Origin of the sequence: Haloarcula amylolytica JCM 13557, assembly GCF_000336615.1 — an archaeon.
GTDB lineage: Archaea > Halobacteriota > Halobacteria > Halobacteriales > Haloarculaceae > Haloarcula > Haloarcula amylolytica.
On sequence record NZ_AOLW01000006.1, the window covers coordinates 139,666 to 154,396 of the forward strand.

14 protein-coding genes are annotated in these 14,731 nt (G+C 63.8%); 7 read left to right on the forward strand and 7 right to left on the reverse strand.

The window, feature by feature from the left end; all coding sequences use genetic code 11:
• Window positions 1-14 precede the first annotated feature (14 nt).
• Window positions 15-1,349, reverse strand: a complete 1,335-nt coding sequence (locus C442_RS01045) for an MFS transporter (protein ID WP_008307168.1) — start codon at window positions 1,347-1,349, stop codon at window positions 15-17.
• Between the two features lie 133 nt (window positions 1,350-1,482).
• Between C442_RS01045 and C442_RS01050 the strand changes: the two genes are divergently transcribed.
• Both C442_RS01050 and C442_RS01055 read left to right on the forward strand, forming a co-directional pair.
• Complete coding sequence (locus C442_RS01050) at window positions 1,483-2,514, forward strand: radical SAM protein (RefSeq protein ID WP_008307169.1); 1,032 nt, start codon at window positions 1,483-1,485, stop codon at window positions 2,512-2,514.
• Window positions 2,515-2,829: 315 nt separating this feature from the next.
• Window positions 2,830-3,666, forward strand: coding sequence for a hypothetical protein (locus C442_RS01055; protein ID WP_008307170.1), 837 nt, complete (start codon window positions 2,830-2,832; stop codon window positions 3,664-3,666).
• On the opposite strand, the gene C442_RS01060 is transcribed toward C442_RS01055, so the two are convergent.
• Entirely contained in the window at window positions 3,667-3,987 is a 321-nt protein-coding gene (locus C442_RS01060; RefSeq protein ID WP_049942753.1) for a DUF7577 domain-containing protein, read from the reverse strand. It lies immediately after the preceding gene.
• A 107-nt stretch (window positions 3,988-4,094) separates the two neighbouring features.
• Between C442_RS01060 and C442_RS01065 the strand changes: the two genes are divergently transcribed.
• Window positions 4,095-4,610 (forward strand): CNNM domain-containing protein, encoded by a 516-nt coding sequence (locus C442_RS01065; RefSeq protein ID WP_008307172.1) that lies wholly within the window; start codon window positions 4,095-4,097, stop codon window positions 4,608-4,610.
• Between the two features lie 3 nt (window positions 4,611-4,613).
• Here C442_RS01065 and C442_RS01070 read toward each other — a convergent pair whose 3' ends face one another.
• On the reverse strand, window positions 4,614-4,988 hold the full coding sequence (locus tag C442_RS01070; protein WP_008307173.1) for a YccF domain-containing protein: 375 nt from the start codon (window positions 4,986-4,988) through the stop codon (window positions 4,614-4,616).
• A 284-nt stretch (window positions 4,989-5,272) separates the two neighbouring features.
• Here C442_RS01070 and C442_RS01075 point away from each other — a divergent pair, with 284 nt between their 5' ends.
• Complete coding sequence (locus C442_RS01075) at window positions 5,273-7,639, forward strand: methyl-accepting chemotaxis protein (protein ID WP_008307174.1); 2,367 nt, start codon at window positions 5,273-5,275, stop codon at window positions 7,637-7,639.
• Between the two features lie 187 nt (window positions 7,640-7,826).
• Here C442_RS01075 and C442_RS01080 read toward each other — a convergent pair whose 3' ends face one another.
• Both C442_RS01080 and C442_RS22795 read right to left on the reverse strand, forming a co-directional pair.
• Window positions 7,827-8,918, reverse strand: a complete 1,092-nt coding sequence (locus C442_RS01080; protein WP_008307175.1) for an aminopeptidase — start codon at window positions 8,916-8,918, stop codon at window positions 7,827-7,829.
• A 43-nt stretch (window positions 8,919-8,961) separates the two neighbouring features.
• The gene (locus tag C442_RS22795) at window positions 8,962-9,087 is read right to left on the reverse strand and encodes a DUF7859 family protein (protein ID WP_004959992.1); all 126 of its coding nucleotides are present in this window, start codon (window positions 9,085-9,087) and stop codon (window positions 8,962-8,964) included.
• Between the two features lie 159 nt (window positions 9,088-9,246).
• Here C442_RS22795 and C442_RS01085 point away from each other — a divergent pair, with 159 nt between their 5' ends.
• Window positions 9,247-9,930, forward strand: coding sequence for an ArsR/SmtB family transcription factor (locus tag C442_RS01085; RefSeq protein ID WP_008307176.1), 684 nt, complete (start codon window positions 9,247-9,249; stop codon window positions 9,928-9,930).
• Between the two features lie 137 nt (window positions 9,931-10,067).
• Here C442_RS01085 and C442_RS01090 read toward each other — a convergent pair whose 3' ends face one another.
• Window positions 10,068-10,577 carry a metallophosphoesterase gene (locus C442_RS01090; protein ID WP_008307177.1) on the reverse strand — a complete coding sequence of 170 codons (510 nt, stop codon included), beginning with the start codon at window positions 10,575-10,577 and terminating at the stop codon, window positions 10,068-10,070.
• Window positions 10,578-10,643: 66 nt separating this feature from the next.
• On the opposite strand from C442_RS01090, the gene C442_RS01095 reads away from it, so the two are divergent.
• Complete coding sequence (locus C442_RS01095) at window positions 10,644-11,615, forward strand: cation diffusion facilitator family transporter (RefSeq protein WP_008307178.1); 972 nt, start codon at window positions 10,644-10,646, stop codon at window positions 11,613-11,615.
• Here C442_RS01095 and C442_RS01100 read toward each other — a convergent pair.
• A complete protein-coding gene (locus C442_RS01100; protein ID WP_008307179.1) occupies window positions 11,594-12,346 on the reverse strand; it encodes a hypothetical protein in 753 nt (250 codons plus the stop codon). The two genes, C442_RS01095 and C442_RS01100, sit on opposite strands and share 22 nt — an antisense overlap.
• 76 nt (window positions 12,347-12,422) lie before the next feature.
• On the opposite strand from C442_RS01100, the gene C442_RS01105 reads away from it, so the two are divergent.
• Complete coding sequence (locus C442_RS01105; protein WP_008307180.1) at window positions 12,423-14,600, forward strand: ATP-dependent DNA helicase; 2,178 nt, start codon at window positions 12,423-12,425, stop codon at window positions 14,598-14,600.
• Window positions 14,601-14,731 lie beyond the last annotated feature (131 nt).

Genomic DNA, 14,731 nt, shown 5'->3' on the forward strand with positions numbered 1-14,731 from the left:
AAAGCAGGCCCCATCTAGCGTGGGTCCGCCGGCCGGGGCTCGTAGGACTCCGGTGTCGCGCCCAATCTGGCGACGAGCCACAGCACCGGGAGCAACAGGACGCTCCCGACGACGAAGGGCGACCAGTAGCCGACGGCGAAGTACAGTCCCCCCATGACCGGCGGGCCGACGGTCCGGGCGAGACTGCCAGCGCCCTGCGTGACGCCGAAGGCGCTCCCCTGGAGGGCCGCGCTGGCCTGCTGGGAAACCAGCGCTGTCAGCGTCACCGAGAGGATACCGTTGCCGAGCGGCAGCACTGTCAGCACGAGAAGCAAGCCAAGCAGGTCAGCAGTAAGAAACGGGACGAGATTGGTCAGGTCGGGGAGTACCGACCCGATGGGCCGCGAAATCGGGATCGCGCCGACGCCGACGACGAGCAGCCCGGTCCCGAACACCGAGAGCCGGACCGGGCTGTAGCGGGCCGAGAGCCGGCCAACGAGGACCCCCTGCGTGATGACCGCGACGACGCCGATGTAGGTCAACAGCAGCGCGCTCTGGGCCGCGGTGTAGCCGTAGATGTCGGCGACGTAGGGGACGAACATCACCTGCACGCCGGAGAAGGCGAAAGAGACGAGAAAGAAGGCCACGAGCAGGGGACGGAGACCCGGCGTCGCCACCGCCGTGCGGAGTTGCGTAACCGCAGACGTACGTTCCGTCGTGTCCGTGGACGTGGACGCTCTTCTGGACTCGGGGAGAAAGAGGAGTGCGACGAACACGCCACCCAGGCTCGCGGCCGCGGCGGCGAAGCTCGGGAGCGAAAACCGGGTTATCGGGACGGCCGCCGGCAAAAGGCCGTCGACGGCGGTAACCGTGGCGTCGAAGCTCAACACCGCGCCGATACCGGGGCCGAAGATGAAGCCGAGGCCGAACGCGGCCCCGATGAACCCCAGGGCCGCGGCCCGCCGCTCCGGCGGCGTCACGTCGGCGACGTAGGCCTGTGCCGTCGAGAGGTTCCCGCCCATCGCGCCGGCCAGCATCCGGGACAGAAACAGGAGCCACAGCGCGTCGGCCAGCCCAAACACCGTCCACGCGACGACGGAGCCACACAGCGACACCACCAGCACCGGGCGGCGACCGACGCGGTCCGACAGCGAGCCAAGCAGCGGTGCGAAGACGAACTGCATCGCAGAGTAGGACGCCGCGAGCAGTCCGATGACGAACTCCGTGCCGCCCGGGAACGTGCGCGTGTAGTACGGCAGAATGGGGATGATGATACCGAACCCCAGCAGGTCCAGAAAGACCACGAAGAAGACGACCGCGAGGCCGCGACGGCGGCGGGATCCGGTGATTCCGGTCCCGGTGTCTGTCATACCACCGTCTGCGTCGGGGAGCGGGATAAGAGCCAGGGAGGCCAGGACAGTCAGGGGGACGAGCCATGCCGTCCCGTCCCACGCCAGAACCGATGCGCACGCTTTTTCCCGCTGGGCGGAGTGGCTAGAGACAATGATTTCCGAGGGCTGCGAACAGTGCGCCAAAGGCGGCAAGATGGTGCTGTTCGTCTACGGCTACTGCGACCAGCGAGACTGCTTCTACTGTCCCCTCGGGGAAAACCGCAAGAACGTCACCCAGATGTACGCCAACGAGCGTCCCGTCGAGGACGACTCGGACGTCATCGAGGAGGCCAAGCGCATGAGCGCGCTCGGCACATCGATCACCGGCGGCGAACCCCAGGAAGTGCTCGACCGGACCTGTCACTATCTGGAACTGCTGAAAGACGAGTTCGGCGAGGATCACCACACGCACCTCTACACCGGCATCCCCGGCGGCCGCGAGAATATGCGCCGCCTCTCTGAGGCCGGCCTCGACGAGATCCGCTTCCACCCGCCTCTGGAGCAGTGGGGCGACCTCCACGGGACCGAGTGGGAGGACATCCTCTACATCGCCCGCGAGGAGGGGCTGACCCCCGCCTTCGAGATTCCCGGCATCCGCGCGGAGGAGGAGTTCCTCGAATTCCTCGACGAGGGCGCGGCCGACTTCTGTAACATCAACGAGTTCGAGATGTCCGACGGGAACTACCGCCGGATGCAGGAGGAGGGCTTCGAACTGAAGGAAGACCACATGAGCGCTGTCGAGGGCTCCCACGACATCCTGGAGAAGATGGGCGACCACGAGAAGGTGTACTTCTGTACGAGCGTGTTCAAAGACGCCGCCCAGCACCGCTCACGGCTCAAGCGGATGGCCCGCAACATCCGCCGGCCCTTCGACGACGTGACTGACGACGGCACGCTCGTCTACGGGAAGGCGTGGACCTCCGAAGCACGACTCGAAACCCTCGGCGTCCCCGAGGAGTACTACACAGTCAAATCCGAGCACGTCGAACTCGCCTGGTGGCTGCTCGAAGAGATGGTCGAAGAGGGCGACGTCGAGAAGGGCGAAATCGTCGAGCAGTACCCGACGTACGACGGGACGGTTGTCGAGCGGACGCCGCTGTCGGCTTCGAATCCGCAGTCGGAGCAGTCGGCGGTGGGGGACTGAGTCGTTCTGGACGCGAACGAGCGAAGCGAGTGAGACGTCCGGTTTTTTAGCGTAGATTTTTCGAGGAGTGGTTCCCGCAGTGAGCGGAGCGAGCGAGGAAACCCGACGATGAAAAAGGTACTCGCGGCAGTACCCGACATACGACGGGACGGTCGTCGAGCGGACGCCGCTGTCCAACGGTGCTGACGCTGGACGAGCAACGGCTGACGACTGAGACATGGGTTCCGTTTTTCTGCCCGGTTTCTGCATCACACAGGCCTGTACTCTCCAGCCGTGGCTTTATTTATCAGCTAAGAGAAATGCCAGTGACCCTCCATGCGCCTGGCTATCGACAGCGGCAAACTGCTGTACGCACTCGGTGTCCTGTTCGCCGCGGCGGCGCTGCTGTATTTCGTCCGGGACGTCGTGTTCGATCTCTCGATAACGGTGAAAGCGGCGCTGCTGTTGCTGGGCTTTATTGCGTTCTTCGTAGCAGGTGTGGCCGTCGAACGGGACGTGCTTGACGTCGTCGCCTTCGCTCTCAGTGGCGTGACCTACGTCGTGTTCGCCGGCTACGTCGTCGTCCGGTATTCGCCGGGTGAAACTGGCACGTTCCTGTTGCTCGCCGCGTCCGCGGGGCTGTTCGTTGGCCTCGGCTACGCGCTCCGAGCGGGGATTCCGACACCGTCGCGGCAAACAGCGGCAGTCGCCCTCGGCGGCCTCCTCGTCGTGAGCGTCCTGCTCGTGGGAGCCGACGCGCTCAGTGGCGGGGTGACCTACGACGTGCAGACAAACGAGTCGGTCACCGTGTCGGTCCCAGAGCCGGAGAACCCGGACAGGTACCCGTACATCGAGGCGGAGATCGGAGCCGTTACCGCATCGAACCCGTCACCGTTCCTGCGAGCGCTAGACCTCCCCTCGCTTTCGGGCTGTCTGGTCGGGCCGACAGACCACCCGCAGGACAGCGTGTACGTAGACACCGATATCCAGTGGGACGAGGACACCATCGGCGCTTCGACGACGAAGTCCTACGCCGTCACCGCCGAGTTACCGATTGACCCGAACCGGACGGAGTCAAAAACGTACGCCGTCGAGCGAGACATCGACTGCAGCGCGGAGCGCTCCGAGCCGACGATAGCGATTCAGGTCGACGAAGGCGACACGTTAGACTGACTACTCCAGTTCCGTGAGACATTCCTGACAGTAAGTGGCGTCTTGCATGTTCGGCGTGCCGCAGGTGCTACAGGTCACGACCGACATATTGGTCGCCGACAGCGGTGACGCCTCGGCGTCGGTCAATACGTCGGCCGACCAGTCGGGTCTGGTCGGCGACTGGTCTTTCATCTCGGCGCGCTGGTGGGCCTGCTGGATGAGTTCGTCGTCACGCATCGCTTCGAGGCCGCGCCACAGTCCCAGAAACAGCAGCGTCGGCGCGACGATGACGAACAGGCCAATGATGACGCGCAACGCCAGTTCCACCTGACCGGGTGGCATACAGTCACAATGGGCTGAAGCGTCGAGTATCCTTCGCCGCATCCGTCGGCTCGCGGGCCGTCAGGCCGCGTCGACGCCTTCTTGCCCCGCCTCGCTGAAGACAGGGTATGAGTGGCCCTATCGTGGCAGTCGGTGGCGGACTCGCCGTGGTCTTGCTCCTCGGGTTGAGCGCGTTCTTTTCGAGCTCGGAGATCGCAGTGTTCTCGCTACAGAAGGACTGGATAGCACAGCAGGCGGCGACGGGCGACCGACAGGCCCAGGTGCTGGAAGAGCTGTACGACAACCCACACCGCCTGCTGGTGACACTGCTGGTCGGCAACAACATCGTCAACATCGCGATTTCGAGCATCATCACCGTTCTCGTCGCGAGCTATCTCTCCCCAGGGCCGGCGGTCGTCGCGACCACGGTCGTCACCAGTTTCCTCATCCTGATTTTCGGCGAGATCGTGCCGAAGGCGTTCGGCCTCGGCAACGCGCAAGAATGGGCCCTGACCGTCGCATCGCCGGTCCGGATCGTCGAGCGCGTGCTCTCCCCGCTTATCACGTTGTTCGACGGAATTACCAGTCGCATAAACGCCCTCATCCCCGTCGAGACGGACATCGAGAAGCCGTATCTGGACTGACCGTCAGTACTGGTACAGCGAAACGACGAACGGGAGCTTGTTGTACATCCAGATCGCCAGCGGGAGGCCGATGATCGTCACCGACAGCGCGTACGCGACGCCGGTCCAGACGCCGCTGGCCCACCAGCCGACGAAGACGAACCAGACGGCGCGGACGAGCAGCGAGTGTTGCGAGCCACCGTCGGTCTCTGTGACGAGTCGGTCGCGCCGCTTGAGCGTCAGCACGAGCGGTACCCTGTTTATCATCTTGATGCCCAGCGGGATGCCGATGATCGTGACGTTCAGTAGCCACGCGACCGAGAGCCAGATGCCCGTCACCCACCAGCCGACGAGCAGAAACCACACCGCCCGAACGAGGAGGGACCGCTGTTCACTCATACAGGAGCTACCATACCTGCCGGCATAAGTTTCTGGTTCGGTGGCGGGATGCGTCATCATAGGTGTACCCACACTGTCGGGCGTCTACCAGATCAGTATCAGAGGTGATACCCGACGCATAGCAGATGATATATTCACGGACAGGTCTCAAAAATGGGATGAGTATATCGTCCATCAGATCGCCTGAAAATGCCGTTCTCTGGCCAATATGTTCGTATATGCCTCAGTCAGTAATTCTATATATGTGGCAGCTTTTTGTATAATAATTAGAAACCGGCGGACGAATGGTGAGCCAACGCTTTCGTCCGTCCCGGTTCCGGGTTTCACGGTTCGTCCCGGATGCTATCCGGAAACGATTCGTCAGGAAGTTTCTCGCGGCCGTGCTAGTGGCAGTACTGGTCGCCGGTGGCATCGGAGCGGCGTTCTACGTCGACACCACGCGAACGCTCGACCGCCGTGTCGAGTCACAGGTCGTCTCGACCGCCGAGTTACAGGCGGACGGTCTCGACAACTGGGTCGACGGTTTCCGCCGGCAGACCCGAACGCTCTCGTCGGTCAAGGAGTTCCAGAACGGACAGCCGGGCGTCATCAAGGACTATCTCCTGCTGGAGTCGAGTGACCTTACCTCCGAGTTCGTCGCCGTGCATTACGTACAGGCGTCGGACGGGACGGTGGAGGCAAGCACCGCGAACGGGATCCGCGGGCAGACACTCGCCGAGTTGGGTGTACCGTGGGGCTCGGAGATGGCGGGGGTCGACAGCGAAACCGACACGTCGGGGGCCGTCGTTGTGCCGGAAGAGCCCTACAAGTCGCCGGTGACCAACGACAACGTTCTCGCGTTCGTCAGTTCGCCCCCGCGAAACACCGAACACGTCGTCGTCGTCGAAGCGAACCTCTCCGCCCGGACCGAGGAGTTCCGCGGATCGATGACCGACGGTGAGACGACAATTCTCGGACCGGACGGGTCAGCAGTCGTCGGCCAGAGCGTCCCCTCGGCAACGGCCACGGCGTTTGCGAGCGGCGACGGGGACGGGTTCGAGCAGTCCTCGGGAACGGTGTACGGCTACGCGAACCTCGATAGCGTCCGCTGGACTGTCGTGACCCAGGTACCGGCGTCGAGCGCCTACGCCATGCGGAACCAAATCGGGACCAGCCTCCTCCTGACGCTCGCGTCCGCGCTGGTCGTCCTCGGGGGCGTGACCATCGGCATGGGGAAGCGGTCGGCGACGACTCTCGCGGACCTCGCCGAAACGGCCGACAGGATGAAAACAGGCGACCTCGACGTGACGCTCGACACGGCCCGCGACGACGAGATCGGCCGCCTGTTCGACGCGTTCGACGAGATGCGTCGGTCCCTGCGGGAGCAGATTGCCGACGCCGAACGGGCCAGGGAAAGCGCCGAGTCAGCGAGGAGCGAGGCGGAATCGGCCAAGCGGGAAGCCGAATCGGCTCGCGAGGACGCGCTGGAACTCAGTGAGCAACTGCAGGACCGCGCCGCGGCCTACGGTGACGTCATGGACGCCTGCGCCGACGGCGATCTGACGGCGCGGATGGCGACAGACGCGGACAACGAGTCGATGACCCACATCGCGACGACGTACAACGCGATGCTCGACGAGTGGGAGGACACCATGCGCGAGGTCCGGACATTCAGTGAGTCGGTCCAGGCCGCCAGCGGGACTGTCTCCGAGAACGTCGCCGCGGTCCACGACCGCAGCACCGGTGTCAAGGACTCGGCGACGGAGATGGCCGACGGCGCGGAGGCCCAGTCGGCGAAGCTCGATACCGTTCTGGCGGAGCTGGAAGACCTCTCTGCCACCGTCGAAGAGGTATCGACCGCCGCCGACACCGTCAGGGACCGCGCCGACGAGGCGCTCGACCGGTCGCAAGACGGGCGCGCGGCGGCCCAGCGTGCAGCGACGGCCCTCGACGAAATCGAGATCTCGACCGGAGAGACCGTCGTTCAGGTCGAGGAACTCGACGCGCTGATGAGTGAGGTCGAAGCCGTAACCGACCTCATCGCGGACATCGCGGACCAGACGACAATGCTCGCACTGAACGCAAACATCGAAGCCGCCCGTGCCGGGACCAGCGGTGAGGGCGACGGGTTCGCCGTTGTCGCCGACGAGGTGAAGGCTCTCGCAGACGAGACGGTCGCCGCGACCGACGACATCGAGACCGCCATCGGCGAGATGCGCGAACAGGTCGAACGCACCGTCGACGAGATGCACACCACTCAGTCGAAGGTCGCCACCGGGGCCGAGACCGTCGGCGAGGCGCTGGCGGCGTTCGACGGCATCGTCGACGACATCGAGGACGCGACCACCGGAATGCGGGAGATCGACAGGGCGACCGACGAACAGGCGGCGTCCACGCAGGAAGTCGTCTCGATGGTCGAGGGAGTCGGCGATATCAGCGACGCCACAGCGACCGAAGCGGCAGCCGTCGCCGACGCGGCGACCGAGCAAGTCACGGCCGTCGATAGCGTCGAATCCTCCGTCACACAGCTCTCCGAGCGCGCCACTGATCTCGGGCAGCTGCTCGAAGCGTTCACTGTCGACGAAGAGCTCGGTAGCATCGACGGTGAGACCGACGTGTTCGATGCAGCGATCAAGAACCAGACAGAAGTAGAGTCAACAGGAGACGACTGAGCGGTCAGCGGCTCTCCGACGAGGACCCTACCCAGCCGTTAGTCCTCGAACCCGTCTTCGAAGACGAACGTCCCGTTCCGCTGGACGACTTGCACCGACCTTTTTCGGCGTCGGGTCGCCGCTGGCGACCGCTCCTTGAAAAACGTCGATGAAAAGGCCGACCGCTCACTCTGTTCGCGGTCGGTACTCAGTCCTCGAACCCGTCTTCGAAGACGAACGTCCCGTTCCGCTGGACGACTTCGCCGTCGACTTCGATGAACGAGTCCTCGCTCATGTCGACGATCATGTCGACGTGGACGGCCGATTCGTTTTGCTCGTTGTCCTCGCCAACCGTCTCGTCGTAGGCTCGCCCTACCGCCATATGAACGGTGTCGCCCATCTTTTCATCGAACAGCATGTTGTAGGAGAACTGGTCGATATCCCGGTTCATTCCGATACCCAGTTCGCCGAGTCGGCTCGCACCGTCATCAGTCGACAGCACCTCTGTCAGGAGGGCCTCGTTCTTGGCGGCGCTGTGCTCGACGACTTCGCCGTCCTCGAAGCGGAGGAATACGTCGGTCACTTCTCGGCCCTGGTGGTACAGCGGCTTGTCGAACAGCACCTCGCCCTCGACGCTGTCGGAGACTGGCGCAGTGAACACCTCACCGCCGGGCAGGTTCTTCTCGCCGTAGTCGTTGAGCGTCTCGTTGCCGGCGACAGACATCGTCACGTCCGTCGTCTCCCCCGAGACGATGCGGACTTCCTCGGCGGGGTCGAGTATCTCGACCATCTGTGCCTGGTGCTCGCGAACGGCGTCCCAGTCTTTGAGGACGGCGTCCCAGACGAAGTTCTCGTACCCCTCTGTGGAGGTCTGGGCGAGCTGGGCGTTCGCGGGCGCGGGGTACTGCGTGAGACACCAGGTCTTCGAGAGCCGCTCGTTCAAGAGTGGCTGCTGGGACTGCTGGTAGGCGGCTGTCGTTTCGGGGTCAACGTCGCTGGTCTCGGTGACGTTGTCGCTGCCCTTGATAGCGATGTACGCGTCCATCTCCTCGTACAGCGCCTCGATGTGGCTCGGTGTCTCGAACTCGTCCCGGTTGCGGAGGTAGGCGCGCCGGAACCGCTCGCCGAGACGGTCCTGCACGACAAGCGGGTTCGCGCCGCGGTCGGCGGCGAACTCGTGTAGCGCGGTGACGAGGTCCGAAGCCTGCGGGTGGGCGTCGATAACGAGGTTGTCGCCTTCGCTCAGGTCGATAGAGTGGTCGACGATGACTTCCGCGTGTTCGCGAATACGTGGGTCCATACAGATAGGCACCACCGACGGCCCCTAATCGTTACCCTCCCGGCTACTTCTTCTTGCTCTGCTGGAACCCCTCTTTGAATCCCTGGAAGGTCCGCCGGAGCATCAGATACATAAAGAAGAAAAACAGGAGCACAGCAGCGAGGAGTGCGTAGGTGAGCAGGTCAGCCATACCGGCGGTTGTCGAGCCGACATCAAAGTCCTTTCGGGAGACCCGCCTTCGGGCGTCTACCGGTCGATATCGGAGGGTAAAATACGGGTTTGACCGATAGCTACAACGATCACTGTGCTTTGGCAAAGACTCATAATCCCATAGAACATACAGATAGTCATGTCGTTGCTGCCCTCTCGGGACCCGGCGACCCCGGACGCCGAACCCCGAGTAATCGGTGTCGACAGTGATGATGCGGACGACGTGCTGTCGGCACTCTCGGCAGAGACAGCGCGCAACTTACTGTCAGAGCTAAACAAGGAGCCAGCACCGCCGTCGGAGCTGGCCGACCGGGTGGATACGTCGCTACAGAACGCACAGTATCACCTGAAAAAACTCAAAAACGCCGGTGCGGTCGAGGTCGTCGATACGGCCTACTCCGAGAAGGGACGCGAGATGGACGTGTTCGCGCCGGCCAACCAGCCGCTCGTTATCTGTGCCGGCGACGAACAGGAGACGTCGGGGCTGCGGGCGGCGCTAGCGAACATTATCGGCGGGCTCGCGATCATCGGCTTCGCCAGCCTGCTGGTCCAGCAGGTGTTCGGGAACGGGCTTGGGTCGCTGTTCGGTGGCCCGACAGTGTCCTCCGGGAGTGCGGACACTGACCCCCGGAATCCGAGTCTCTACGCCGAGAACGCAACCGTGACGGACGGCGGCTTCGAGGCCACTGCGGGCGCGCTCGACACCGCCGCACAGGGCGGCGCTGAAGCCGCCGCTGCTGTGATTCCGCCGGGACTGGCGTTCTTCGCCGGCGGTGCGTTCGTCATCGCAGGCATGGCGGCGCTGTGGTACATGCGCCAGTAGCCGCTGATTCGGTTCACTGTGGCGCGAGCTTTTGACGGAAAGTTACCGTGTGAGGCTACAGGCGAAGCTGCCGGGTTGTCGGCTTCATCCACACCCCTGAAGGGGTGGGCTTTCGCCTTGCTCCCGCTGTAACTGTCTCACCGTTCGACGATAGTCGTCGATATCGGCGTGCCATCCGGGGAGCGGAGACGGACGCGAACGTCACCGGCCATCACATCCAGTTCCGCGTGGGCCGGCTGATAGCGCCGCGGGTCCGCGTAACTGCCAGGATTGACCAGCGTCCAGCCGCCGAAATCAGTCAGTACGGGTTTGTGCGAGTGACCGACGACGACGACATCGGCGTTTTCCTGCCGAGCCAGCATCCCGAGGGCGGTTTCGGTGTGCTCGTGGCCGTGGACAACGACGATGGTCAGCCCCTCCCAGGAGACGGTCGCAACGTCGGGGAGGCGGGCGCGGACCGCCGGTCTATCGTTGTTCCCGACGACGCCGGTCAGTTCGTCGCATTCGGCGTCGATAGCGTCGAGGACCCGCTCGGTCATGAAATCGCCCGCGTGGAGAACATGGTCAGCCTCGCGGACAGCATCGAGCGTCCGACCTGACAGTCGATGGTCGTCCGTCCCGTGTGTATCTGAGATGACAGTGAGCATACCGCCGGTAACGGAGCCAGGTATAAATCCAGAAGCATTTTGCGTGATGGATGTGACGGAAAAATAATGGCAGGGAGCAAATCAGTCGTCATCGCCGCACTGATAGCCAACGGCGCGATTGCGATTTTGAAGTTCTTCGGCTTCCTCCTTACTGGGAGTGCCGCGATGCTGTCGGAGACGTACCACAGCATCTCAGACACCGGAAATCAGGTATTCTTGCTCATCGGGATTCGGTTCAGCGAGCGGGAGCGGGACCGTCGCCACCCCTTTGGCTACGGCAAGGCGCAGTTCTTCTACAGTTTTCTCGTCTCCGTGTTCCTGTTCGGCATCGCCGGCTGGGAGAGCGCGAAACACGGCTACAACCAACTGACCGCCGGCGGGCACGGCGGCGGTGGACACGCCGGCGAGGCGGTTGAGTTCCTGTTTTTCTCCTTCCAGCCGCCGGCATGGCTGGACCCGCTGTGGGTCAACTACACCGTCCTCCTCGGTGCGTTCGTCTTCGAGACGTACGCGCTGATAAAGGCCCGCGCCGAAATGAAACGCCAGATCGACCGGAACGACTGGTCGGGCTACCGCGAGGCGTTCCGCAAGACCAGCGACGTGACGACGCTGACCGCGCTCACTGAGGACACCATCGCGCTGGCAGGTATCGTCATCGCGCTGGTCGGCCTGTTCCTCGAACAGCAGACCGGCAACCCGTTTTTCGACCGGATCTCCGCGCTGCTCATCGGGATTATGCTGATGGGCTTCGCCCTGGCCCTGGCCTGGGAGAACAAGCGCCTCCTGTTGGGGGAAAGCCTCCCGACGGACGAGGAACAGCGACTCCGTGACGTCATCATGCAGAACGAGAACGTGACGGGGATCATCGGCTTCCGGACGGTCTACTTCGGGCCGAACGAGGTCATCGTCTTCGCGGACCTACAGTTCGACCCGGCACTCGATACTGAGTTGATGGACGACGAGATAACGACCCTCGAATCAGCGATGCAGGACACTAACGGCGACATCAGGAAAGTCTACATCGAGCCGGAGTCGTAGGGGTCGCTGTCTTCGAGCCACCACGGAATCGGGACGCGCTCGGTGTCGGTCGTGACCGTCACTGTCGTATCGATGTCCGGCCGGTCCGGTCGACGTTCGGTGTGTTCGACGTATCTGATTACCCCCTGTCGGTCGACGTACAGCCGCGACCGCCCGATTTCGGACTCGTTCTCGCCAATCGGCGTCTCGACCGTCTCCGTCGCGGCCAGAACAGCGACCGGCCGTCCGTTCCACTGGAAGGAATCCACCTGCCGGTACTCGGTATTCGACAGGAGTTGTCGGAGCAGATTAGTCCCGGCTGTCGAGGTGACCAGCGACGTGTTCGGTGTCGCGGGCGTGGTGGCGTACGGCGTATCGGGATCGTCTCGGACGTTGGTGTACACCGTCCCGTTGGCGAGGACCACGTCATCAGATATCGGACCGAACCGCCGTCTGACGCGCTGGACCTCTCGCTCACGGTCTACCCAGACGTCGAGCGTGTTCTGTGGCCCCGCCTGTTCGACATGGCGGTGGAAGCTCCGGGTCGAAAGCACCTGCTGGTGACGGTCCAGTAGTCGGTCCACGTCGACGGTTCCGTTGCTAGTCGGGACTGTCACTGTCGCGTCCGGCGAGCTAGTGGGGACGGGCGCTGGCGTCACCGGGTCGCCGCCGTCCGCTGTCGACCCGGCCGAAAAGAGCCCGGAACAGCCCGCGAGAAGCGCGATGGCGACAGTGAGCGTGACACGCCACATACGTTTCAGGAAGGGCGCTCGCGGCAAGTAGCTGTGGGCCGAACCCTTTTGCCGGTGAACGGCCAATCGAGAGTACGTGGCAACGACGGACGACGGCTACATGCGGTTTTTCCCCTTCGAGGAGCCGTACGACCATCAGCAGGAGGCGATGGGAACGATATACGATGCCCTCGACGAGGGCCGGGATGTGCTGTTCGAAGGGGCGTGTGGGACCGGCAAGACGCTCGCCTCACTGGTCCCCGCGCTGGAACACGCCCGTGAGACGGGCAAGACCGTCGTCATCACGACGAACGTCCACCAGCAGATGCGTCAGTTCGTCGAGGACGCCAGAGCGATTACCGCCCAGGAGCGACTGCGAGCGGTTGTCTTCCGGGGGAAAGGGTCGATGTGTCACATCGACGTGGACTACGAGGAGTGCCAGGCGCTGCGGGATACGACCCGTGACCTGGTCGAAGTCGAGAGCGACATCGCCGAACTCGAACAGCGCGAGGGGGAACTGCTCTCGGACGGCCAGGCGGGCAGCAGCGAGGCGATGGAGGCTCGGAACGCCGTGGTCGAGGAACTCCGGGATCTGCAGGACGAGCGTGAGGAAATCGAAACCGAGCGGTCGACCTGCGACCACTACTACCGGAACCTGACCGTCGACACCAGCGAGTTCTACGCGTGGCTGTTCGACGACGTGCGGACGCCCGACGACGTGTACGAGTACGCTCACCAGCAGGGGCTGTGTGGCTACGAACTGCTGAAGGAGGGGATGGACGGCGTCGACCTCGTGGTGTGTAACTACCACCACCTGCTGGACCCGACCATCCGCGAGCAGTTCTTCAACTGGATCGGCCGCGACCCCGAGGACATCATCGCCGTCTTCGACGAGGCCCACAACGTCGAGTCCGCCGCCCGCGACCACGCCCGGCGGACGCTCACCGAGAACACGCTCGATCAGGCGCTGGAGGAACTCGACAGCGAGGAGGACGCCCGAACGGACGCCGCGGCCAACGTCATCGAGACGTTCCGGGACGCGCTCGTCGAGGCCTACGAGGACTCCTTCGAGTTCGGTGGCCGTGCGGCCGTCGACGAGCACTGGGACGACATCACCATCGCCAACGACGACCGGAAGGACGACCTGACGCTTGCCTTCCTCCAGGGGTACACCGGCCCCGGCTTCCACGAGGAACTGGACCGCGCGCTGGAACTCGGCCGGGACCTCGACGCCCGCTACCAGAAGGCGTTCAAAGAGGGCGATCTGGACACCAGAAAGGAGTGTCAGACCCTGCAGGCCGCCGGCTTCATTTCCGACTGGCTCGACGAATCGGACGACACCGGCCAGTATCCCGTGGTCAGCGTCCGCCGCGACGAGTCGACCGACGACGTGTACGGCCGCGCGGAGCTGTACACCTGCATCCCCGAGGAAGTCACCCGCGACCTGTTCGAGGACCTGCACGCGGCGGTGCTGATGAGCGCCACGCTCCGGCCGTTCGACGTGACCGAGAACGTGGTCGGCGTCGAGGACCCGGTAACGATGGCCTACGGCGCGCAGTTCCCCGAGGAGCGCCGCCGAACCTACGCCGTCGACGGCCCCGCGCTGTTCTCCAGCGAACGGGACGACCCCCAGACCCAGCAACGCATCGCCCGCACGCTCGAAGACATCGTTCGCTTCACGCCCGGCAATACGCTCGTCTTCTGTCCCTCCTACAGCGAGGCCGAGCGCTACCACGACATGACCGCCGTCAGCGCGACGCGGTATCTGGACGAACCGGGAACCCAGGCGCGTGACCTCCGCGAGGCCTTTACCGACGGCGACGACGGAGTTCTGTACACCTCGCTGTGGGGGACGCTTGGCGAAGGGGTGAGCTACGACGGCGACGACGCCCGGACGGTCGTGGTCGTCGGCGTTCCCTACCCGCACCTCGACGACCGGATGGACGCCGTGCAGGACGCCTACGACACGACCTTCGGCGATGGCGAGGACGATGCCGGCTGGCGCTACGCCGTCGAAATTCCGACCGTCCGCAAGACCAGACAGGCCCTCGGTCGCGTGGTCCGCTCGCCGGACGACTTCGGCGCGCGCATCCTGCTGGACAAGCGCTACACCGAAGCCGCCGAGATGGAGATGCACGACTACGCCGTTCGCGGAACTTTTCCGCCCGAGGAGCGCCGCGAGATGGTCGACATCGGCCCCGAGAAACTCAAGTTCGCGATGCTGAACTTCTATCAGGACATGGACGCCTACGACGGGCCGCCACCGAAGCCGTAGAGCGGATCTGTGACGTCTTCCCGTGAGTCCGTTGCATAAAGAGCCTCAGACTCAGAGAGGGGTGCTGCTCCCTGCTCTTGTCGCTGTGTTCGTCACAGGATGATTTTAATTTTGATGTCAATTTGATCATA

Bases quoted from the DNA above. Each gene is read 5' to 3' on its own strand.
- C442_RS01100 (WP_008307179.1), bottom strand. From the start codon at position 12,346: ATGTGGCGTGTCACGCTCACTGTCGCCATCGCGCTTCTCGCGGGCTGT.
- C442_RS01095 (WP_008307178.1), top strand. From the start codon at position 10,644: ATGGCAGGGAGCAAATCAGTCGTCATCGCCGCACTGATAGCCAACGGC.
- C442_RS01065 (WP_008307172.1), top strand. From the start codon at position 4,095: ATGAGTGGCCCTATCGTGGCAGTCGGTGGCGGACTCGCCGTGGTCTTG.
- C442_RS01085 (WP_008307176.1), top strand. From the start codon at position 9,247: ATGTCGTTGCTGCCCTCTCGGGACCCGGCGACCCCGGACGCCGAACCC.
- C442_RS01090 (WP_008307177.1), bottom strand. From the start codon at position 10,577: ATGCTCACTGTCATCTCAGATACACACGGGACGGACGACCATCGACTG.
- C442_RS01075 (WP_008307174.1), top strand. From the start codon at position 5,273: ATGGTGAGCCAACGCTTTCGTCCGTCCCGGTTCCGGGTTTCACGGTTC.
- C442_RS01070 (WP_008307173.1), bottom strand. From the start codon at position 4,988: ATGAGTGAACAGCGGTCCCTCCTCGTTCGGGCGGTGTGGTTTCTGCTC.
- C442_RS22795 (WP_004959992.1), bottom strand. From the start codon at position 9,087: ATGGCTGACCTGCTCACCTACGCACTCCTCGCTGCTGTGCTCCTGTTT.
- C442_RS01055 (WP_008307170.1), top strand. From the start codon at position 2,830: ATGCGCCTGGCTATCGACAGCGGCAAACTGCTGTACGCACTCGGTGTC.
- C442_RS01060 (WP_049942753.1), bottom strand. From the start codon at position 3,987: ATGCCACCCGGTCAGGTGGAACTGGCGTTGCGCGTCATCATTGGCCTG.
- C442_RS01045 (WP_008307168.1), bottom strand. From the start codon at position 1,349: ATGACAGACACCGGGACCGGAATCACCGGATCCCGCCGCCGTCGCGGC.
- C442_RS01080 (WP_008307175.1), bottom strand. From the start codon at position 8,918: ATGGACCCACGTATTCGCGAACACGCGGAAGTCATCGTCGACCACTCT.
- C442_RS01050 (WP_008307169.1), top strand. From the start codon at position 1,483: ATGATTTCCGAGGGCTGCGAACAGTGCGCCAAAGGCGGCAAGATGGTG.